The following is a 19,772-nucleotide window of genomic DNA, read 5'->3' as shown; positions in this document are numbered from 1 at the left end:
GCAGTTATCGCGGCGTCGCGCGCGCTGGCGGGCGTGTCGAGGCCGGGGCAAAAAGCAAGAAGGGCCGCCTTCGCAGCGGCCCTTCTCGGTCATCCAGATCCAGGACGTCCTTACGACGCCATGGTCCGTATGTAGACCTGGTTCTTGAAATCATTGATGAGAACCAGCGTTGCGCCATAGATGCCGAACATCAGCAGCAAGCTGACAACCATGAGGCCGAACCGCGACTTCGTTGCCTTCTTCGCCATCTCGACGGGAGCGGTCTTCATGATCAGCGCCCCGATGGTGTTCAGCATCGCGGAGAGTTGAGCATACTCGGCGACGTCGACCACGCGATAGTAGTTCTTCTCGTTGACGATGCCGGTGTCAAACAACTCTCCTTTCGCGTTCGGCCGTTCCTCCATGTTGAGGAGGATCTTGTCGATGTGCCAGCATAGCCATCGCACAGAGTTCTCACGGATGCGCTGCAGCGCGTCGACGACCTGCACGAGTTGCGTACCAATCAGCCTCGTCACCGATCCGAGCGCAACCAAGAACGACGCGCCCTGGAAGTCCCGGTACATCTGGTAGGGAAGGACATGATTGTCGAGCCAAGGTCGGAAGCGACCGGTGTAGCGAGGCAACGACCAGATCACCCACCCGACGAGCGCACCAACGAGCATCAGCTCCAGCGCCCACCAGGTTCTGATGATGTCGGCGCCACCGAAGAGAACTTTGGCGAGCGTGCCGAGGGTAGACGGGTCGCCGCCGGAGGAGAGAGCCCTCTCCAATTGAGGCATCACCATGAACGCTTGGACACCCAGGAAGACGTGGAGGAGAGCGAGCAGGACGAAGCCCGAGAGAAGCGTCCCCAGCATCTGATTGCGCGTATCGCGCATCGCTTGGATGTTCTCGCCGAGCGATTGCATCCCGGCACTAAGATCTCCAGCTCGCTCGGATACGGACAAGATCGTCAGGTCCTCGGGTGGGACGGTGCCGCGCATGGCTTCCGTCATCGTTCCGGTCTCGTTGACGCGCTGCAACCAGTACGCCGACATCTTTCCCACTGCACGTGTCGGGTACCGTCGAGCGAAGTTCTGGAGGAATGTGGTGATCGGCACGCCAGGTAGGGCGCGCATGTTCTCGCAAAGGTCCAAGTAAAACTGCCCACGCTCGCTGGAGAACTCGAACTTCGTGGAGAAGCTTACAGAGGTCGACACGCCCGTCGCGCCGTTCTTCTCTCGGTTGAAGAGTGCCATGGTTTCAAGGAAGGGGTTAGGCCACGCGACGCAGTTGGCGCTCGGCATTGTTCTGGATTTCGTACTGCTCGAAGGTCCCGAACTTGTACTCGACTTCACGGGGGTCGATAAGCCCCTGTGAGACTTTGTACATGGACACCTCTAGCACCCGCTTGCCAACGGTCTGAGGCTCGTAGAACTTGGCGCGATTGAGGGACCGCACGTAGTGCTTCAGTTCGAGATTCTTGCGCTCGCGGAAAAGATGCAGCATCTGCTCGTCGAGTTCGATCATCTCCGCGACGACGGTTCGGCCTTTCACGCCATGCAGTTCGGGAAGCCCCTCTCGCCGGCAATGCTCGCAACCCTCCGGGTTGGCGAACCGTAGATCCCGGCGAGAGAGGTCAAACAGCTTCTCCACGCGAGCGAGGTAGTCCTCCTCGATCCAGGTAGCGGCGATGTGGTCGAGTTTGCAATGGGGGCAGTTCAGCGGCAGCAGTGCTTGGTAGACCAGAAGGTTCATGAAGCCGGGCGTCGCGATGACATCGATGGGGATGCCCAGCTCGTCGGAGGTCAACCGCATCGTGATGGTGTCGATGGCACTCGGGGCGTGGACCGTGGAGAAGGCGCGGTGACCAGATTCCGCGATATCCCGGAACAAGCCGGCGCTCTCCCTATCCCGGATCTCGCCGATCAGAACCACATCCGGGTCCATCCGCTTCAATTGGCGCTTGACGGCGATGAACGGGTCCGATCCCGCATCGGTCATGCTGCGCGAGACGGAGAACTGGGTCGTGCCCGGTATGATGTACTCAACGGGATCCTCGACGGTGTACTTGGCCATCGTGGAGGGAAGCATCGTCATCACTGTCTGGCCGGTGGTGGACTTTCCCGACCCGACGACACCGGCGATCACGATCCCGCCCCCCAACCTCCCTATCGATCGATCCCAGATGCCAATCTGATCTGGTAGATAGCCCAACTCGGGCAGCGTTCGGATCGTCTGCTCCTCATCTTGGTGAAGCATACGCATTACGACTTTCGTCCCACTGGCGCTCTTGTTGGATGCCCAGCGAAACAGTAGGTTGGAGCCGTGGATGGCCGCTTTGATCTGGCACTGCTGCGGCTTGTTTTCGTTGAAGGTGTTCTCCGAGCCAGACTGCGATTTCACGTTGTACAGATAGGCCGCGGTATCCAAAAGGTCTGACGTCTTGACCTCGAAGGCGCGCGGTCGGATCAGCTTGCCATCGATGCGAAAGCCAACTACCGAGCGCGGCTTGCTTCGGTCAATCTCGAAATGCAAATCGGAGCCATCATTGACGGAGGCAAATCGGACCATGTTCTCGAATTGCGACCACAGCGATGATTCGCCGGCCCGCGAGCCGATCAGCGCTGACTTCGAGCGGCCGCGCTGCTGGGGTTCCGTCTCACCGTCCCGGCAGAGCTCGACCATGACAACGGTCGATGCGACGTAGTACAGGGGATCCGCTGCGGTGTACTTGAACGACAACGCCTTGATCAGCTCGGTCGCCACATCTGAGCGCACATGCTCTTCCGTCACAACCAAGGCGAAGCGGCTATTCTCCAACTCGATTGGACAAACAAGATGCCGAAGCGAAGGCTGCAGGTTGACCTCGTCGTACAGCTTGCGAAGAAAGGCCGGCATGTCGTCACTGTGCTCAACGACCGACGGCGCTACCTGGTGCACGATTGTTTGGCGGATCGGCGCTGGCGCCGGCGCCAGCGCTGGGGTTGGCGAAGCCGTGCCCGGCCGTGCGGCCGTCATCGCGGAGGGCGGCTGTGCTCCAACGATTGGCGATTTGACGGCCGTTGCGGAGAGCGCGGGCGCCCGCGGTGCTCCTGGTGTGCTCGGCCGGGCCCGTCGGGAGAAGAATCGAGCGAACATGGCGCGTTCCTTGGCTGGATTACTGCGCAGGCGCCCAGACGCGGGCACCCTTGCCATCGCGAGTGTCTGGGACGAGATCCGCTCCAGCCGTGGTCAGCTTGACCACGCGGTAGCCGCCCACGCGCGCGCCCTTATGGATCGGGTAGATCTTTCCATGCATGCGCAGGCTGGCCTGGTAGTTGATCGTGCCGTCGCCGTTGCCGACGCCGTACACTGCCGTGACCACCGGCCGTGCTTCTGACACCGGGGGGGCGTCTTTCAGAGGCATGGCGCCGGCGATTGGCGCGCCGGTGCTGACTGGCGCTCCGGGTGCGACTCCGGCGCTGCCCGCACCGGGCTTCATCAACTCGTCCCTCAGCTTCTTGATGGTGAGGTCGGACTCCAGGCGTTCGATCTGGCCGACCGTCGCCACGTCGACTTGGGCCCATGCCGGGCCGGCGCCGGCGAGGGTCGCCAGCAGGATCAGGAGGTGTTTGCGTTCCATGGCGTGTTATCTCGTGAGAATGGATCCAGTTACCGTGACGATGGCGAACGACTCCGCCGAGGTGGCCTTGGGGCTACGGTCCACGGCGATGCCGATCGAGCGGATCGAGGCGTAGGTAGGGAAATTGGTGAGTTTTGGGACGGTGCGTAAGGGCATCTGGACGGTCCACTTCCCTTCCCTGTAGATCGTCTTGAGGTCCCCTTCCGCCACGCCCGGAGGCAAGGCAAAGGGGCTTAGCGCATCGAGCTTCGGCTCTGTCCCGACAATCGCCAGTGTCTGCAAGATCGGCAAAAACTGGCCGGGCACGTCGGCGCGCGGCAGCGCCGCCTTGAGCACGTTCGCCACGGTGGTCCAGCCTGCCAACACCACGCTCTCCGACGCATACACGGTCTTCTGGTCCGGGGCGAACGTCGCGGTGCTGCGCCAGGCCTCCGGCGCAGCCGCCAGGAAGGTCGCGTTGGTGGCGGCCGCGAAGTTACGCTCCAACCGCACGTCGCATTGGAGGCGGTCCGGGCCCACCGGCTTGCATTCGCCGCCCTTCAGACCCCACCCGCCAACAGAGACCGGCAGCCCGCGCACCCAGTCGAGATACGGGCCGAGATCCCTAGCGAGCAGGACAGGCTTGCTCGCTGCCGCAGCCAGCGCCTGCGTGTACAGTTCCTCTGCGCTCAGGGTGTTGCGCGCAGCCTCGTCTGCCGCCCTCTTGGTCTGCCAGTCTCGATAGGCCTGATAGCCAAGCACGGAGCCACCCACCACGACGACAGCCGCCGCGACATGGGTTAGCTTGAGACTCGCAGCCGGGCGGCGCATCGCGGCTTGGGGATCGGCATACCGCACCAGATCCTGCAGCGTGAGCATGCGCAGATGCTCGAGGTGGGCGTCGCCGTAGAGCACGTAGCCCTGCTCGCCGCAAAGCGTAGCGAACTCGGCCAGTAGGTCGGATACCTGACTCGCAGAGCGGTCCACCTGGTCAAAGTCACGACGAGGACGGCGCTGATGGATACAGCAGACCAGGTAGTGATGCTCATTGCCCGGCATCTCAGCGACGTACGCGACGTTCGGCTCTGAAGTCGCTCGAGCCACGAGTTGACCGCCGGCAAACACGGGCCCGCCCCGCTTCGGCGGGACCTCCGCCGGCGGCAGCAGGCCGGCGTACTGGCCGTTGGGATCTGCCCAGAGTAGCGCCGCCTTGCTCTTGCGGGCGAGGCCATCGGGCTTGCCGCGGCTGAGCAAGACGCGCCAATCAAGCCCGAAGGCGACCGGGCGATTGTTGACGGTAAGGATCACAGTTGGCCCCCCCCTTAGCTGTCCTTGTCGTCGCGGATCACCGCGGAGACGAGGACGATCGTGGTTGTGCGGGTGCGGCTTTGTGTGTTCGATCCGCCCAGGGCGAGAGGCAGGCCGTCGCCCATAGTCCGGCGGTCGTACTGCGAGTTGAGGCGGTCGAATCCGGTCAGGATCAGCGTCTGGCCATTTCGGATGGGAACTTCCTGGGTGGAGCCCTCGCCGTTCACATTCGGAAGCTGCACAGACTGCTGAGCGGTGCCAGAGCCTGATACGAAAGTCTGGAGGCTCTGGAGAACCGATTGGTCGATCGAGAGCGTCAGCATGACTGTGTCTTTGCTGGTCGCGTTCGGGAAGAGCACCAACTTCAGGCCCGTGGAGTCCTGCGCGGTCTGAATGCCGGGGGTGGAGGCCGTTCCAGCGACGGACGAAACCCCGGGGGTCGTGCTACTGACGTAGGAGAACGTATTCCGGACGTTGTAGCTGATCGCGTGCCGGTTCCGCGTGGACAGCGGAAGCTCGGTCGAGGTCTGTACCCTCCCGATCTCGGCCAGCGCCCGGATGATCGCTTGGGTCCCGCTACCCGAGCCAGACAGGAGGTTGAGACCGAGCGTGCCTGCGTTGCCGCTGACCAGCGTTGCCGGAGACAGCGCCGTCAGGCTGAATGCCGGCACATGCTCCAATGCCTTCGTCAGCACCGCGTTCCAGTCGACGCCGCTTTCGCCGGTGTCGGTCGTCGTGATCTGCACGGTCTGGACACGCAGAAGAACCATCCGGGACAGGATGGCGACCTGCTCCGTAATGATCGCGTCTGCACGCTCGATCGCATCCGCCGTGTCGGTGATCGTGATCGTGCCGGTGGCCTGGCTCGCGTTGATCGTTCCGGCGCGAGTCAGGACCGTGTCGGCAGCCTCCTTGATGGAGTTGAGCTCATTGAGCCCGCTGGCCTCGCTGCGGACCGTACTGGCGGCCTGCTGGGCGGTTAGCGCATTGCTGTTGTTGCTTTGGTAGGTCGGACCGGAGAAGGACGTCGAGTAGGAATTCGTGGCCGGCGACACCGGAATATTCCACGACTTCGTGACCAGGCGGTAGAACTTGATGGCGTTCGCCTGCTCGTCGTATTTCCACTTGATCTGCAGGCGGTTCGCGATGCTGTCGAGAATCTGGGACAGCGGCGCTTCCATCCGAGGAAAGTCGAGTTCAAGCGGCGAGTCCGGTTGGACCGGCCCGACCCCGCTGGCCTGGGCCACTGAGATCGGCATCGGCGCCGGCGGCAGGCTGCCCACTGTGGCTCCCGCAGCCGCGATGGGGGTCGGTAGCGGGACCGCGGCGGCGGCCGGGGTGGCAGCTGCAGGGGCGGTCACGGTACCGCTCTTCGGCATGAGCGAGATCGCCGGGAGGTAGACATCCGGCGTGATGCTGACCGTGATCCCGGTGACAAGCGTAATTCGTTGGGCCGCTTGGGCGAGCGAGACACGGGTATCCGGGAAGAGCGTGGCGGTCCGAACGCCCTTCTGGAGCGCGCGCGGCAATGCCACGTCTTTCGAGAGCGGGATCGATCGGCCGACCAGGTACGGGCGGTTGACCTCCTGCGCTTGCTCGATGAACGCTCGCTTGTTGTCGATCGTGCGATTGAGCATACCGCGCTGGGCGTCGGCCAGCGCTTGAGCGTCGCGATGAGCGCCGAGCGTGCGCTGGGTGAGTTCCGGGGAGAGGCAGCCGGCGAGGGATACGGCAGCTGCAGCGCATGCTGCGAGTTTGAGGGTCGGTCGCATCGTTGTTCCTTATTCGGTGCGGTCGCAGACAGCGCGGGCGGAGATCACCCGGATGACGGCATTGGTGTGAAAGCAAGGCTGCAGCGGCTGGTCGGTTCCTTCGGTGCCCTGAAGCAGATCGCGCACAGCGCGCTTGAAGTCGCCCGCAAACTGGGCACTACCTTCGACGGGCGAATCGCGTTCGGCCTTCCACACAACGGTCCAACCAGCGGCGCTTGCCCACCGGTTCAGCAGCATCCGGAGGTTCTGGTCCGCGGGAGTTACGACCCAGGCCTGGCCAGAGGATTGAGGGGCAGCCGTCAGTTGGGCGCCCGGGTCCTTCTGCGCGACCAGCGTGCCGAGAGAGTCGGGGGACGGGGGCGTGCCCTTCACGAGGTAATTGGCCGAGTAGGCCGGGGAGGCCAGCGCCGTCGAAAGCAATACGGAAGTGAGGAATTTCTTTGCCATGGGAGAAGCTCCGCTCGGGAGTTAGATCAGTTGCCGTTGACGACCAGGGCCGCCGGGACGTCGGGCCACAAGGCCTGAACGCGCGCTACGAAGTCCGGTTCGCCCGACGCCGAGAAGGAGGTCCACCCGTTGGCCTTGGCTTGGGCGATTGCGGCCCGGATTTCAGCCTCGCTGGCCCCGGTCACTTCAAGGCGAATATCCGGATCCGGCCGGAGCTGTGGTGGCGCAGCCTCTGCGGTCACGGGAACCTGGGCTATGCCGCGTGAGTCGGTCTCGGGGCGGTCGACCTGCATTGGAGGAGCCGGTCGCGTGGTCGTTGCCTTGGTCGAGGCCTGGGCCGGTTCGGCGCCGATGATCGACAGGGCGGACTCAACCTGCGTGGGCTGTACGGCCGCCGCATCGTCGACACGGGGCACGGCCGAGCTTGCCGAGCGTGTAGGCAAGGCGCTGGCGGGTGGAGGCGACATCTCTACCTGCAGGGCCGGGTTCAAGGGGGCGCGTTCAGGCGCGAGATCGACGGCATATGCCTGAGTCGAGTTTCCGATCCGGCGTACGTCGTAGCGTCGGCCGCGTGCGTAGACGGTGATCTCAACCGGCATGCCCCGCACCATAAAGGCGTCCTGCCGCCTGACGGCATCGGGAACGGCGAGCACTGCGCCCGGGCGGGCCTGAATATAGGTGTTCACCCCGTCGTTGAAGACCATCCGTACAGGGGAGTCGGGGCCTTGTGCGGAGGCGATCGCCGGGAGGGTGCACAAGGCAAGGGCGCAGAGATACGTCTTGCTCACTTAGTTCTCCAAGGCGACAGGAGCATGTCGCGCGAAACCACGAAAAGAAACTCCGAGCCGGGCTCCACAGTCAACGTGGGCTGGATATTGACGTTGCGTTGCAGAATGGCTCGAACGGTGTCGGAGAGGGTCTGTGCAAACACGGACCCGCCGAGCTGCGTTGCTCCCGCACCGACGTTGACGGTGACGTTCTGTGAGGACGTCGATGCGAGCAGGGATGCGGCGCCGATCACGAGCGAACTGCCGAAGATCTTGAGGAAGTGCGTGTCGACATCTGCCGCAACACCGCCCATCCCCTGCATGTCCGCTCCCGTCGCGCCAGACAGCGCGATCCAGGTGCCATCCGGCCGAATCAGCCGTTGGAGGGCCACGAGGATTCGCGTCTGGCCCGACGAGACCTCGCTCTTGCAAACACCGTAGAGCCGCGAGCCTGCCGGCACGAGAGGCATTCGCTGACTGACCGAGTCGTAGACCGTCGAGGTCACTCGGGCCGTCACCGTGCACGGTAGGTCACTGTTCATACCGGTGAGCAGGACGCTGCGAACGACCGTACCCTGATAGAGCGCAAACTCTGTGTACGCGGGTTGCTGGCGATTCACGGGGTTCGTGATGGCGGCGCCGGCTTGCTTCACGAACTCGGCGTCGCTCGCCTTTGCCGAGGTCGTCTGCTGACGTTGCATCACCTGCCCCATTACGTCGAGTTGACGTTCGGCGAGACTGGCTTGCGAGGCACCGGTGGTGCCGCCGGCCGCGGAGCTGCCTTGGTTCGCTGGATCAATGCCGGAGATGGCGCCGACCAGCGCCGCTGCGCTGTCAGTGCGTTGGCCCGCGCTTGATCCTGCCTTAAGCGTGACTGACCCGACATCGAGCGCGGATGCCCAGGCGTCCTCCTCCTTTGTGGTGCCAGAACCCACAGGTTGTGAGGTATCGGCCGAGGCATAGACGGCTCGACCGGCGGCCCCCCCATCGCCCATTGGCGTCGGCACAGTCGCTTGTCGGTACTCATATGCGCCGGCACCCGCCCCGGGCACCGCTGGTGCGGACGCAGGTTGCACAGATGCCGCGCTAGCGTCGGCTTGCAGTTGCTGGAGCAATTGCTTTCCCGCGGCGTTCGTCTCCGCTGCCTGCGAGGCCTTCGATTGGTCTGGCGATGCCGGCAATGTCTTTGCCTGAGGCCAGAACATCCACAAGACGATTGCCACGGCGGCGGACATGAGAGCCACGATGTGAAGGTTCCGGCGTACCTTCCCCTTCCCCAAGGCCTCGTGCGGAGCGGAATCGCCGGACGGGGGCGGTGGCGGCTCCGGCGGCCTGGCGAAGGGATCCTTCAGCTCTTCGGCCATCAGTTTCGCCCCCAGCCGAACAGGCCCGTCTTACGGGAGACCCGGACCTCGCGGCTTCCGAGCTTCAGCAAGAGGTTGCTGGCGACACGGTCGACAACCAGGTAGTCGCCCTTCTCGAGATAGTTGACGAGAGAAGGTTTCTTGTCCTCATAGAGGAACACTGCTGGTCGGTCCTGGACCTGTGGCAGCCTGATGTAGGTCTGCTTCCCGTCGTTGAAGACCGCGACCGGACGGAACGTCGCATCGCCATCGATGTCGTAGGCAAAGTCATAGGCGGTCGGATCGGGCGTCCCGCCGAGGTCTCGTTCCTTGGCCCGCGCCGCGACAACATCCGCCGCCTCGCTCTTCTCACGTTCCTTGAGCGTCAGTGCGGCCTCTTCCTCGGGATAGTGGAAGGTGACCTTCTGATATCGCTTGGCGCCTGGTTCACCCGAGATCAGCTCGAGTTGGTACGTGCGCTTATCCGTGACCACTGTCATCGAGGTGACGAGGTTCGGTGTCAGCGGCTTGATGAAGAGGTTTCTCGGCCCGCCGGCGACACGCCAACGCATCGTGTCCCCCAGCGCTGGCTTCTCAACAATGCCCTCGTCTGCCTCCAGTTCCAGATGGGTCATCGTTCCCGGGGTTGTATAGACCCGAAAGATTGCATCCGGGCTGAACGTGAACATCACGATCCGGCTGTCATCCGGCAGCTCACTTGGCGCTGCAGCCGGCGCGATCCGAGCGAGTTCGGCGTCTGCTGGTGCTTTTGCATGTGCCGCGGGGAATGCTGCCGCAGCGATGAGAATCAGGGGCAAGAGGGATCGCATTATTTGAGGGCCGCAGGCGTCGATTCGTCGTTGAGGTTGAAGCTCGACACGAACAAGCCTGCGGGATCCTTCAAGGCCTCCTCGCGGCTTGCTGGCTTGACCGTGTAGAAGTTGATCGTCAAGGAGAAGTACCGGACTTCAGGCTTGTCGCCGGCCGACCGCCTTGTCGTCGTTTTGAAGCGGAGCAACGCCGCCGAACCATCGCCAAGGAAGTTCAGGGAGAGGTTGTCGTACTCCCTGACGAGCCGAGGATTGTCGTGAAGCGCCGTATAGGGGTTGTCTTTGCGGCGCAGGTCTCGGAGCTGGTCGGTAGCGGTGCCCGACGTCCGTGAGGCAGCGAACTCGAGGTTGGCATCGAGGGTCGCCGCGTTGATCGTGAAGACCTTCAGTGCCCACTGGTTGATGGCGAACGCTACTGCTGACTGATCGGGTTGCCACTTCCCGGTCTGACTCGTGTCCACGATCCGCCGGCCGGTGTCGTTCTGGTAGATCACCACAGGCTCCACGGTCTTCAAAGGGAGCACATGGGCAATGCCGAAGCCGTTGCCCACCAGCGCGAGGCCTTCGATGATTGCGATGAGAAACCAGCGATTGCGCGAAATCCGCTCGGCAGCGCCGAGCTCGAAGTGCTTTCGCTTCGCCGCTTCTTCCGGCGGGCCAGGAGTAAAGCTGACCGGCGTGGAGCTGGCGGCGGCTTCGGAGGGACGTGAGCGGCGGAGAAGTTTCATACAGGAGATTTTTCCCGCTGGACCTTGACGCCGGCGCTTGAATGCAATGGAGAATTTCGCGGGATTTGGTTGGGTTGCCCAATGCAAACGGCCCGCATATGCGGGCCGTGGTGAGGAAGTGGCTAGGTGCCATTGGGTCGTCGCCGCCGTGCGAGCCGATCGGCGGCACGTTGTTGACGACTTGACGACACGGCCTGGAAGGGCCTCGGCGCCGGGGCGGCTCCCCGACCGGCAGCGCTTGCCCCAGCTCTGCTACCACCGCCGAAGCGAAACGCTGCGTTGGTGAGTGCTGTAGCGCCACGTACTGCTAGCGACAGCGTGGGACTGCTACGAATGATCCCGCTCGCTGCACCCTGCAGTACCTGCCGGACGATGCCTCCGGACCCCTGCGAACGGCCAGAGCCTTTGCCGTCGTCTTTGGGGGGGCGGGGATGCCGGGCGCCGTTTCCAACGACCATGCCGAGATTTCCAGGAAAGAGCGTCGAAACAATCTGAGGGATCTGCGCAAAGAGCCGGCTTGCGAGAAGGGATAGCCCAACGATCATCAGGCAATCCAGCATCACGACGCCACTGCTGGATCTCACGTCTCCGAACCTCATTGCGTCGGACACCGCCGCGAACGGCGTGGCCATCAGCAGTAGGACTAGCGAGGAGAAGAAGGAGAGCAGCAGCGCCTGAATGGTGAATCCGAGCCACGGCCCGATCCACGAGCGTGTCCATCCCGAGACGCCGAACGCGACAAAAATCGGGCCCACGGCGATGCCGACCGCCGCCAAGAAGGGGCCGAGAAAAAGAACGCGAACGATCTCGATAAGTCCATCGACGACGCAGATCGTTGCATAGATCAGGAGAACGCAGGAGACAGCGGTTACTCCGACAGCCCACAGGAATCCCGAGCTAAAGACGCCGACGCAATCGATCGCGGCGATCGTGTGCTGAAATCCCGCGACGATTGCGCCGAACATGGCCGAGAACAGTTTGACAACAGCAGTCCACGGCCCTGGCAGGACACTGGAGATCATGTCGGTGCCTTCCTGAAGTACAGCTATCGTTCCCGAGTAGCTAGTCAAGAGGAAGGCGACGATGAGAGAGGGGACCAGGACGTCGAGGGTTGCAGTGATCGGTGTTCCTTGCCCCCCCCACATGGCCCGCGCAATGCCCCATAGCAACGACAGCACGGCAAGGCCGCCCGCGATCCCCTTAGCAAAGGGAACGATCTTGGCCGCAGTGTCGCTCCCACCCTGAATGAGCGTGGCCTTGACGTTGGTCATCCCCTCGAAGCGAGCGGTTGCCGTTTCAATGCCCGAGAAGAAGTCAGTCGTGCCTCCGCACTTTCCGTTGGCGGCTTGCTGAGCCGACGGCGCAGCCGGCACGTTGTTGACCTCGGATTGCGCGTGCACGGACGGCTGCCACAAAACCAGGCAAGCAACGAATGCGATCAGGCCTCGCAAGCATTGGGCGACGATATTCACGATGTTCTGGCCTTAGGGAGTGATGCCGAGGGTGCGGAGGCGCGAGCGGGTGGCTGTCGCGTAGTCGGCCATCTGAGAGTCCGCATTGGTTCTGCTCGCGGTCTCCATCGCTTCACGCTTCGCGGCAGCGGCCAACTGGGCTGCCAACGCGGAAGCCTGGACCTGGTTCTGCTCGATCAATGTGTCCAGGGCCGCCGTTGCGACCTGGACTGCTTGTGTGACCCCGGGAACGGAGCCCATCTCCGAGGCGATCTGCAGGCGCTTGCCTTGGGCAACCTGAATTGCGGCATTCAGGACGTCGTGCTGCGTAAGCAGGTTCTTCGCGTTCGCGTTCCCGAGGTTCGCGCGCTGGCCGATGCTGTTCACGAACGTCGTAAAGTCGCCCGATTTGCTGGCGCCATAGAGGGCGATCACGTCGTTGATGTAGGTCTGCTTGTTCCCGATGGCGTTTAGCAGAGCGTCGTCTGCGCCGGCCAGCTTCCCGAGTTGCTGCGCGAGCTGGACAGCTTGGGTCATGTCGGTGATCCCGAGGGATCGCCCTTGGACCATCTTTCCCGAGTCGATCACCATCTTGGCCATCCGGGCGGCGTTCTGCACCGCGATTCCTTCTTGCTTGACAGTCGAAGCGGCGGTCGCCGACGTCTGTATCCAGTTCGTGGGGTCGAAGACAATCCCGCCCCCGCCGCCGCCGGCGTGTGCGGCTTGGACCGAGAGCATGAGTGCTGCGGCAGTGAGTAGCGTACGAGCGTTCATAGTCGGGCCGCCTCCGCGAGATAGTGAGCCTTCCAGTTGGGGGATCCGCTATTACGGTGCCGATCGAAGACCGTCTGCAGGAACTGCTCGGCGCGGAGAAATGGCAGCGCTTCAGCGGGGATTACGGGCTGGACGACGCGCGCGAAGCCGTTCGAGACGATCAGGTACTCGCGCTGCGGCATCAATGCCTTGATGACGTCCACGTTCTCGTCGGTCAGGCCGAAGTGGTCGCGGTATGCCTTCCGGTGGGTCTCAGCCGCCTTGTTCGCCAACAGAATCTTCGTCAGGACGTTGTCGGTGAGCGTGGCGGAGATCTCGGACGATGTGATCGACGTAGGCGACTGCATCGTGAGCCATACGAAGCCGCCTCGTGCTCGTAGCGTCTTGAGAATCTCGTCGAGCCGCGGGGCGAATGCCGGGTTGCTGAGCAGGAAGGACGACTCCTCGATGTAGACGAAGGTCGGCCGCCCATCGAGCATGGCAAAGAGCTTCCGGAACGCGTAGTCGATGAACGCGCGCGCCAGGCGCTCCACCGCGAGTAGTTGGATCATCTCGGTACACGTCCAACTTGCCAGCTCATACGTGTCCTCGACACTATCGAACATGCCGTAGGGCCGGCCCTCCAGCCATTCTCCGAGTTGGAGCGTCAGATGCGCCGGAAGCTGGATCGCCAGTGCGGAAAGACGGAGTTCCTGGCTCGTGTCGCGCAGGCGTACAAGCGCCAGGTCGATGTCTTCGCGGTCCTGCGCGTTGCAGCGGTATCCGCCCTCCTCGATTCGACGGATGATCCATTCCCGGACCCAGAGCAAACCGTCGGCGGAGCCATCCCTTAGCGGTGCGAGGGGATTGCACCGCATGGTGCCGCTGGCCATGTCGATGTGCTTTCCATCGTGCAGCTCGGTGACGATGCGGCACGAATGGCCGCGGTCAAAGATGAAGACCTGGGCTTCACCTCGGTCGGGGTCGTCGTATCGGCGAAACTGGCTCAGGCAGAGATTGGCAAACGTTGTCTTGCCCATGCCGGTTGGCGCGACGATGACGGCGTGACCAACTTGGCCGACGTGCGGAACGTAGTGGTAACGACCACCGTAACCGTCAATGAAGATGGCAAGTGCGGAAACCGGACGCCGGAGCACTTCCGAGAAGTAGGTGTGTTGGTGACTCCCCTCCGACATGGTGAACAGCGGAAGGCTGTTTGCCACCGTCTCGAGGCTGACCTCGTGAAAGCGGGTCTGCCGAGACCACTGCCCGGGGAGCATTGCCTCCCACGTCGGCATGAGATTGAGGCGCTCCCGTGTCGTTTGGAAGTTTGCGTCCGCAAGGCGCCCGTGGACCGCGAGGCAGTCGGTCTCAAGCTGGTCCGGGCTACCTGCGTAGACCAGTACCGACAGGTTGTGCAACGCGAAGCCCAGGCCCTCGCCGGAGAGCCGTCGCTTGGCCTCCATGCACTCTTCGAGAAGATCCTGCTTTCCGCTGTCCGGCTCCGCTGGCGCATCAGTGAGTTTCTGCGCGACGTAGTTGATCGGGGAAAACTGGGTCATCCGGTAGTAGTTGATCGCGTCATCCAACTGCGCCTTCGCCTGCTCGTTGCTGAGGAAGCGAATGATGTGGCAGATGGTCATCTCGACGTCGGATGCCAGCAACGCCTCGAAGAGGCCCGGCGTCGTAGGGGCCGGCCATTGGTTGATACCGATCGCCGCGCAGTATCGGACGTCGCCCTCGGACTGGAACGCGATTGCAGACCGACCGGGGGTGACCTCCCCCGTCGGGAGCCAGCCGTCGAACATGACGCCACCGGGCTTCGTTCCGGCCGGGAGGCGGCTCGCGACGTTCGTCAGGTGGTGGAAAGCGACCTCGAAATCCCGGCGGCCCATCCGTTGAAGCTGGATGGCGGGGACAGTGCTCGAGAACATCGCGAGGATGGTCTCGAAATCGCCCTGTGCGGCTTGCAGACGAGACCCGTCTCGCATCGCTGCTTCGCTCGTGGAAATCGAAGAGAAGGCGCCACGTACCACTGCGGCGGGGAAGCTCATCCCTTCCTCGTTCGTCAAGCGGGACACTGTTTCGAAGTAGCCGTCGGCGCCGCCCGCTGGGGTGTAGAGAAGGAATAGCCAGCGGCGGAACCGGTAGGTGATGCCACGACGGTAAGCGTTGCCGATCAGGCGATCGAGCAGGGCAGCCCCGCGGTTGGTGAACTCTGACTCGGGGTAGCTGAAATCGCGGCGCTTGTCGATTAGCCACCAGGCGGTGACTCGTGAGTCGAACTGCGAGATCGAACGCTGGACCTGCTCGGCGACTTGATCGACCAGGTCTTCGTCGAGATTGTCCGGATCCAAGCCGGTGAAATGGTATCCAGCGAGGATCGATCCATCCTTACACAGCACCAGCTCGGGGCTGAGATAGTCCAGCCACGGCAGGACGGCCTGAAGTGGCGAGCCTTCCAAAGGCCGCTTGTAGTGGAGGTCTAGCATCGTACCCCCCTTCCATAGCCGCGCGGCCGTTCCCTTCCGGGCAACTCGTCGTACACACCGGGGGCGTAGTGGTCTGAGGTTTGCGCGTACTTGATGTATATCGCGAGGATGTGCTGGTCGCGGCGATAGACCCACCGCAGGAAGACGTGCGCTCCGACCGAGACGAGTAAAGGCCAGCCGGTTTCCATCAGGATGCAAGCCATCGCGCCGAGGGGCCAGATCAGCGCAATCGCCTTCAAACCAATGCCGGCGGCGAGGCGCGGGCGTTGGAGCGCGAGATAGGTGGGGGACTGTCTCATGCGCTGCAACTTGGCGGGACGAGGCCTGCTTGGCTGACGAACCAGCCCGCCATCGCGGCGATCATGCAACCGAGGACAACGTACTGCCCAATATCGGCGAGGACCGCTTTCTTCTCGAAATAGCCCATCACCCACACGAAGATCGCGATCACTGCCACGCTCCCAACGATCTGCTTCATGTAGGTGATGAAGAAACACATGCTGGCCATCCCGCCGTCGGCCATGGCACTGGCCGAGTACAAGGACAGGATTGCGGTGATTGCTACGGCCGAGCGAAGCCGTCCGCCTTGTGGGCTAGAGTGCTTCAAGTTCGTATTGGCCATCTGGTGTCACTCCTTTGACAAGGCTAATGCTGTCGACGGTGCGTCGAATCAGCGGGGGTTGATCGGGACGGACCTCGATCCGGCGCTTCGCGCAAACGACCACGTTGATGGCTCGTGCTATGTAACGGCGTGCGGCCAACGCGTCGATCTGGGCGCCGGGAGGCAACGACTGTTGAAATAGAAGCTCGATGGCGTCCATCGCTTCCTGCGGCCCATTCGCGTGGACGGTCGTCATGGCTCCGTCGTGGCCACTGTTCATGGCGCGGATCAGGTCATAGGTATCGTCGCCGCGGGTCTCGCCGAGGATGATTCGGTCGGGGCGGAATCGAAGAGCGTGCTTGACTAAGGCGCGAGCGGTAAGCCCGACTTGATGATTCGTGACAAACGGAACGTAGTTCGCCAAGTTGATGTTCAGTTCCCGGGCGTCTTCGATCGTGATGACTCGCTCGTGGCTCGGCAGGCTGCCGAGGAATGCATTCGCCAATGTGGTCTTTCCGGACGAGGTGCCGCCAGCGACCAAGACGTTCTTGCCTTGCCTCACGAGGAGGTCGACCACCAGATCAGCCTGGTGGCGGGCAAGCATTCCACGGTCGATCAGCAAGTCCAACGTCGGGCGCTGGTCGGGCGGTGGGTGCTTCCGGATGGAGAACGTGGCGCCCCCCGGGGACGTTGGCGCGACGGCGCCGGCGAAGCGCATGCCGTTGAGCGATGCGTCCAGTATCGCGTCCGGGGTGTTCGCTCGCGTGTCCTTATTGATCGACTTCGCCACAGCCTGGATTGCCACGGCGATATCGCTGTCCCCAAGGCGGACGTCGGTTTCGAAAAGCTCACCGCTACGCTCAATGAACACCCTTCCGCCGGGATTGACCATGATCTCGGTGACTTCAAGGTCGTCGAGGTATGGCACCAGAGGGCGCAGGGAGCGGGATATCGCCTCGGCGATGACGTTCTTCTGGATCATCCGTTCATGATCGGACGCGCCAGGGGTGTCGGTGCATGCGAATGCCGCACCAATTTCCGTCGGATTCCCGGGCCGCCTACCCGCCGGTTTGGAGGTTCGATGCCATGATCCATACCGCGGCCGCTGTGAGAAAAAAGTAGCCGCCCAGGATCCACGGCGTGAGAGTCAGCGGGGTGATCGGGACGAAGAGAGCGAGGCCGACTGCAAGCAGCACGAAATGCATGCTGGAATAGAAGAAGATCGGATTGTGCTGACCAAAGTCGTATCGCTTTTTCAAGCGGGTGGTGAGGCCATCGACGAACGCCGGAAGGGCGTAGCCGAGGATCGCCGCCAAGTAGATCGGAAGCAGCGCATAGACGCGCCAGATCACTCGGTAGAGGAGCATCCAGAACCCAGCAATCCAACCGTGGAGCCAACGGAATAGACCGGTGGCGGCGGGTAGGTCGCGTGTGCGGGGCTGGGCGAGGTCGAGGCTCCCGCGTACCCAGCCACTGTCAACGAACAGGGAGTTGAAAAGTGCGTCAGCACGCTCTGTGACCGGGTGCACGCGGCTTCCCCAATGCGTGAGGTATCGGACCTCCGCGGACGCGATCGCGAACGATTCCGGTTGCATGAAGGCCGGAAGGATCAGCAGCGTGAGGAGCGGCGCGATCAGCCACCAGAACAGGATGTGCCGATTGAACTCACTCTTCTCAGCGAACAGGATCACGGCGGGCTCCCATGGTGCGCGTGGTTGCGGTACCGGTCGAGAAGGCCCTGGACGTACTCTGGTCGGAGAAAGCGAGTCGCAAAGCGTTCCATTGCGGTCCACTGATCAAGGCTGTTCTGCGAGCAGATCACTGCCTCCTTTCCATCGAGGAACTCACAGAGGGTCTGATTCAGGTAGTCCCAGGTCTGTCCCGTGTTGTCGGTGTAGTCGAAGCGGAAGATGTAGCTGCCCTCCTCCATCCACGCGAACAGATAAGAATCGACACTGTCGCCATTCAAGCGTTGCGCGTTGCGGTACTTGAGGACTGCCATTTTGACGACGCGGCTGGCGACGTCGCGGTCCGCAATGGCCCGGCGCCCAACACCGATGTACTGGAGGAACCAAATCGTGATCTCGCGCAGAAACGGCTCGTCGTTCCAGGCGCGGCGGGCTGGCTGCCGAACGAATAGCTCGTTCGCCAGGTCGTTGAGCGGCTTGTGGTCCGCCTTCTTGATTCGTTGTGGAAATGTCATCATGCAGCGCGGGAAACCTCGGCGGTCTGGCCGGGCAGGGATAGCGCGGCGTGCGCGGCACGCCCAGAACCCGCTCTTTCTCGCGTTAAGCTATCCGTCGTTTGGAACTGATAACCATAGCCATCGGCTCGTTGCACGAGGCAACAGTGCCGATGGCCGATGCCTTGCACCAGGGTTGCGCTGGTTTGGATGTTGAAGCGGCCGGACGCCCGGACCGCCACGCGCCCGAAATACTCGCCAGTCTTCTTACCTGTGGGAACCTTGGCCCGCACCGCATCGCCGGTCCGGAACCCGTGCACGCTCTTGCCACGCATCAGATAGCCGCGCGGGAAGCCGTAGCGATCCAGCCGCGTCCGTTTGTAGCTGCCGCGCCCGGTGCACGTGATCGTCAAGGTCGGCCGGCGCCAGGCCTTCACGAGCGCCAGGCTCCCGACGCACACGGCGTCGAGTGCGTGCGTCTTCGGAATGCCGAGGCGGGACCGATTGAACTTGGTGCGGCCACCACTGCCGACGTCCACAGTCAAACCTGTGTGCTTCAGTGCGTTCAACAGTGCCCAGCGCGTGGCGTTGACCGCAGTTGCGTCCTTGAGTGGGCGCTTGGTCTGCGCAAGAATCTTGGTCAGCCGCGCTGGCTGTCGGGCCAGAAAGCGTTCAATGGGTAGTGCGCCCTTTGCCTGATTACACGTAGCGCAGGCCAACGTGAGATTGCTCGCCCGATCGGTACCCCCCTTCGCCCGAGCCTGGATATGTTCGATCTGCAGCGGCAGATTCTCCCGGTCACAGTAGGCACAGCGTCGGCTCCACTTCTCCAGCAGGTACTCGCGCAATTCGTACCCGAAGAGTGTTCCCTGCTGATACTCGACGCCGGCAATCTCAGGTTGTTCGAGCGCCTGAGGATCGAACCGGACTAGCTCGCAGCTCAGCGCGGTGACTGGCGCCCAGCGACGCAGCCGCGCCACCCACGTCAGCGTCGTCTTGACGCGATGCTCCAGACTGGGCGGCAGCCACCTGGGAGCGCGGACTCGGTTGTGGAAGCGTGGTGCCCGGAAGCGCAGGTTCGCCCCACGCCGGCGGCGGCGGAACATGCGGCGCGCCGTCAGTGCCTCGGAAATGCTACGACCACGGTGGACCAGCTCGATCAAGCTCAACACCACCGCGCCTGGCGCCGAGTCGCCGTTCCCATCGTCGGCGACCGGAAGCTCGCGCACCAACGCGATGCCGGTCACTTTGCTTCCGGGGTCCAGCTTCACGCGCAGCGACTGGAGATGGCCGTCGGCCTGGCGCCGGTCGACGATCCGGATCACGAACGGCACGACCCGATGCACACGGGCGCGGCCGCGGGCCAGTAGCAACCTCGCCCGCTTCTCGCTGCAGGGCATCAGTGGTCTGCCCTGCCGGTCTAACACACATACCGCCATGCGGTACCTCCTATTCAACATCGCCCTTACGGGCCTGGTGACGGGGTCCTTGCGGACCCGCTCCCCTCGACCATGT

The 19,772-nt window shown here is 63.0% G+C and carries 19 protein-coding genes; all 19 read right to left on the bottom strand.

Annotated elements, in window-relative coordinates:
• Nucleotides 1-110 precede the first annotated feature (110 nt).
• Nucleotides 111-1,238, bottom strand: coding sequence for a type II secretion system F family protein (locus BKK79_RS36735; protein WP_198173441.1), 1,128 nt, complete (start codon nucleotides 1,236-1,238; stop codon nucleotides 111-113).
• Between the two features lie 16 nt (nucleotides 1,239-1,254).
• Complete coding sequence (locus BKK79_RS36730; RefSeq protein ID WP_198173440.1) at nucleotides 1,255-3,120, bottom strand: GspE/PulE family protein; 1,866 nt, start codon at nucleotides 3,118-3,120, stop codon at nucleotides 1,255-1,257.
• Between the two features lie 19 nt (nucleotides 3,121-3,139).
• Nucleotides 3,140-3,604: a hypothetical protein gene (locus tag BKK79_RS36725; protein WP_071040630.1), complete on the bottom strand. Its 465-nt coding sequence runs from the start codon at nucleotides 3,602-3,604 to the stop codon at nucleotides 3,140-3,142.
• Between the two features lie 6 nt (nucleotides 3,605-3,610).
• Nucleotides 3,611-4,891: a hypothetical protein gene (locus BKK79_RS36720; RefSeq protein ID WP_071040629.1), complete on the bottom strand. Its 1,281-nt coding sequence runs from the start codon at nucleotides 4,889-4,891 to the stop codon at nucleotides 3,611-3,613.
• A 14-nt stretch (nucleotides 4,892-4,905) separates the two neighbouring features.
• Nucleotides 4,906-6,663, bottom strand: coding sequence for a hypothetical protein (locus BKK79_RS36715; RefSeq protein ID WP_071040628.1), 1,758 nt, complete (start codon nucleotides 6,661-6,663; stop codon nucleotides 4,906-4,908).
• 9 nt (nucleotides 6,664-6,672) lie between these two features.
• Nucleotides 6,673-7,110: a toxin co-regulated pilus biosynthesis Q family protein gene (locus BKK79_RS36710; protein ID WP_071040627.1), complete on the bottom strand. Its 438-nt coding sequence runs from the start codon at nucleotides 7,108-7,110 to the stop codon at nucleotides 6,673-6,675.
• Between the two features lie 26 nt (nucleotides 7,111-7,136).
• Nucleotides 7,137-7,898 carry a hypothetical protein gene (locus tag BKK79_RS36705; protein WP_071040626.1) on the bottom strand — a complete coding sequence of 254 codons (762 nt, stop codon included), beginning with the start codon at nucleotides 7,896-7,898 and terminating at the stop codon, nucleotides 7,137-7,139.
• Entirely contained in the window at nucleotides 7,895-9,112 is a 1,218-nt protein-coding gene (locus BKK79_RS36700; protein WP_157128678.1) for a TrbI/VirB10 family protein, read from the bottom strand. Before BKK79_RS36700 ends, BKK79_RS36705 begins: the two co-directional genes overlap by 4 nt.
• 128 nt (nucleotides 9,113-9,240) lie before the next feature.
• A complete protein-coding gene (locus BKK79_RS36695; RefSeq protein ID WP_198173439.1) occupies nucleotides 9,241-10,038 on the bottom strand; it encodes a TrbG/VirB9 family P-type conjugative transfer protein in 798 nt (265 codons plus the stop codon).
• 11 nt (nucleotides 10,039-10,049) lie between these two features.
• Entirely contained in the window at nucleotides 10,050-10,778 is a 729-nt protein-coding gene (locus tag BKK79_RS36690) for a type IV secretion system protein (RefSeq protein WP_071040623.1), read from the bottom strand.
• Between the two features lie 122 nt (nucleotides 10,779-10,900).
• Entirely contained in the window at nucleotides 10,901-12,250 is a 1,350-nt protein-coding gene (locus BKK79_RS36685; protein ID WP_157128677.1) for a hypothetical protein, read from the bottom strand.
• 12 nt (nucleotides 12,251-12,262) lie between these two features.
• Nucleotides 12,263-12,967, bottom strand: a complete 705-nt coding sequence (locus BKK79_RS36680) for a hypothetical protein (protein WP_071040621.1) — start codon at nucleotides 12,965-12,967, stop codon at nucleotides 12,263-12,265.
• Between the two features lie 32 nt (nucleotides 12,968-12,999).
• Nucleotides 13,000-15,474 (bottom strand): VirB4 family type IV secretion system protein, encoded by a 2,475-nt coding sequence (locus BKK79_RS36675; protein WP_071040620.1) that lies wholly within the window; start codon nucleotides 15,472-15,474, stop codon nucleotides 13,000-13,002.
• Nucleotides 15,468-15,773 (bottom strand): VirB3 family type IV secretion system protein, encoded by a 306-nt coding sequence (locus tag BKK79_RS36670; protein WP_071040619.1) that lies wholly within the window; start codon nucleotides 15,771-15,773, stop codon nucleotides 15,468-15,470. Before BKK79_RS36670 ends, BKK79_RS36675 begins: the two co-directional genes overlap by 7 nt.
• Nucleotides 15,770-16,096, bottom strand: a complete 327-nt coding sequence (locus BKK79_RS36665; protein ID WP_157128676.1) for a hypothetical protein — start codon at nucleotides 16,094-16,096, stop codon at nucleotides 15,770-15,772. Before BKK79_RS36665 ends, BKK79_RS36670 begins: the two co-directional genes overlap by 4 nt.
• On the bottom strand, nucleotides 16,068-17,057 hold the full coding sequence (locus tag BKK79_RS36660) for a CpaF family protein (protein WP_071040617.1): 990 nt from the start codon (nucleotides 17,055-17,057) through the stop codon (nucleotides 16,068-16,070). Before BKK79_RS36660 ends, BKK79_RS36665 begins: the two co-directional genes overlap by 29 nt.
• 76 nt (nucleotides 17,058-17,133) lie before the next feature.
• Entirely contained in the window at nucleotides 17,134-17,766 is a 633-nt protein-coding gene (locus BKK79_RS36655) for a DUF4400 domain-containing protein (RefSeq protein ID WP_071040616.1), read from the bottom strand.
• Nucleotides 17,763-18,281, bottom strand: coding sequence for a hypothetical protein (locus tag BKK79_RS36650; protein ID WP_071040615.1), 519 nt, complete (start codon nucleotides 18,279-18,281; stop codon nucleotides 17,763-17,765). Before BKK79_RS36650 ends, BKK79_RS36655 begins: the two co-directional genes overlap by 4 nt.
• Nucleotides 18,278-19,696, bottom strand: a complete 1,419-nt coding sequence (gene iscB / locus BKK79_RS36645; protein ID WP_071040614.1) for an RNA-guided endonuclease IscB — start codon at nucleotides 19,694-19,696, stop codon at nucleotides 18,278-18,280. Before iscB ends, BKK79_RS36650 begins: the two co-directional genes overlap by 4 nt.
• Nucleotides 19,697-19,772: the final 76 nt, after the last annotated feature.

Origin of the sequence: Cupriavidus sp. USMAA2-4, assembly GCF_001854305.1 — a bacterium.
Taxonomy (GTDB): Bacteria; Pseudomonadota; Gammaproteobacteria; order Burkholderiales; family Burkholderiaceae; genus Cupriavidus; species Cupriavidus malaysiensis.
The sequence above is the reverse complement of the archived record's forward strand: the minus strand, read 5'-3'. Positions and strand labels throughout refer to the sequence as shown.

Bases quoted from the DNA above. Each gene is read 5' to 3' on its own strand.
- BKK79_RS36735 (WP_198173441.1), bottom strand. From the start codon at position 1,238: ATGGCACTCTTCAACCGAGAGAAGAACGGCGCGACGGGCGTGTCGACC.
- BKK79_RS36730 (WP_198173440.1), bottom strand. From the start codon at position 3,120: ATGTTCGCTCGATTCTTCTCCCGACGGGCCCGGCCGAGCACACCAGGA.
- BKK79_RS36725 (WP_071040630.1), bottom strand. From the start codon at position 3,604: ATGGAACGCAAACACCTCCTGATCCTGCTGGCGACCCTCGCCGGCGCC.
- BKK79_RS36715 (WP_071040628.1), bottom strand. From the start codon at position 6,663: ATGCGACCGACCCTCAAACTCGCAGCATGCGCTGCAGCTGCCGTATCC.
- BKK79_RS36710 (WP_071040627.1), bottom strand. From the start codon at position 7,110: ATGGCAAAGAAATTCCTCACTTCCGTATTGCTTTCGACGGCGCTGGCC.
- BKK79_RS36700 (WP_157128678.1), bottom strand. From the start codon at position 9,112: ATGTCCGCCGCCGTGGCAATCGTCTTGTGGATGTTCTGGCCTCAGGCA.
- BKK79_RS36690 (WP_071040623.1), bottom strand. From the start codon at position 10,778: ATGAAACTTCTCCGCCGCTCACGTCCCTCCGAAGCCGCCGCCAGCTCC.
- BKK79_RS36680 (WP_071040621.1), bottom strand. From the start codon at position 12,967: ATGCTCTCGGTCCAAGCCGCACACGCCGGCGGCGGCGGGGGCGGGATT.
- BKK79_RS36675 (WP_071040620.1), bottom strand. From the start codon at position 15,474: ATGCTAGACCTCCACTACAAGCGGCCTTTGGAAGGCTCGCCACTTCAG.
- BKK79_RS36670 (WP_071040619.1), bottom strand. From the start codon at position 15,773: ATGAGACAGTCCCCCACCTATCTCGCGCTCCAACGCCCGCGCCTCGCC.
- BKK79_RS36665 (WP_157128676.1), bottom strand. From the start codon at position 16,096: ATGGCCAATACGAACTTGAAGCACTCTAGCCCACAAGGCGGACGGCTT.
- BKK79_RS36660 (WP_071040617.1), bottom strand. From the start codon at position 17,057: ATGATCCAGAAGAACGTCATCGCCGAGGCGATATCCCGCTCCCTGCGC.
- BKK79_RS36650 (WP_071040615.1), bottom strand. From the start codon at position 18,281: ATGATGACATTTCCACAACGAATCAAGAAGGCGGACCACAAGCCGCTC.
- iscB (WP_071040614.1), bottom strand. From the start codon at position 19,696: ATGGCGGTATGTGTGTTAGACCGGCAGGGCAGACCACTGATGCCCTGC.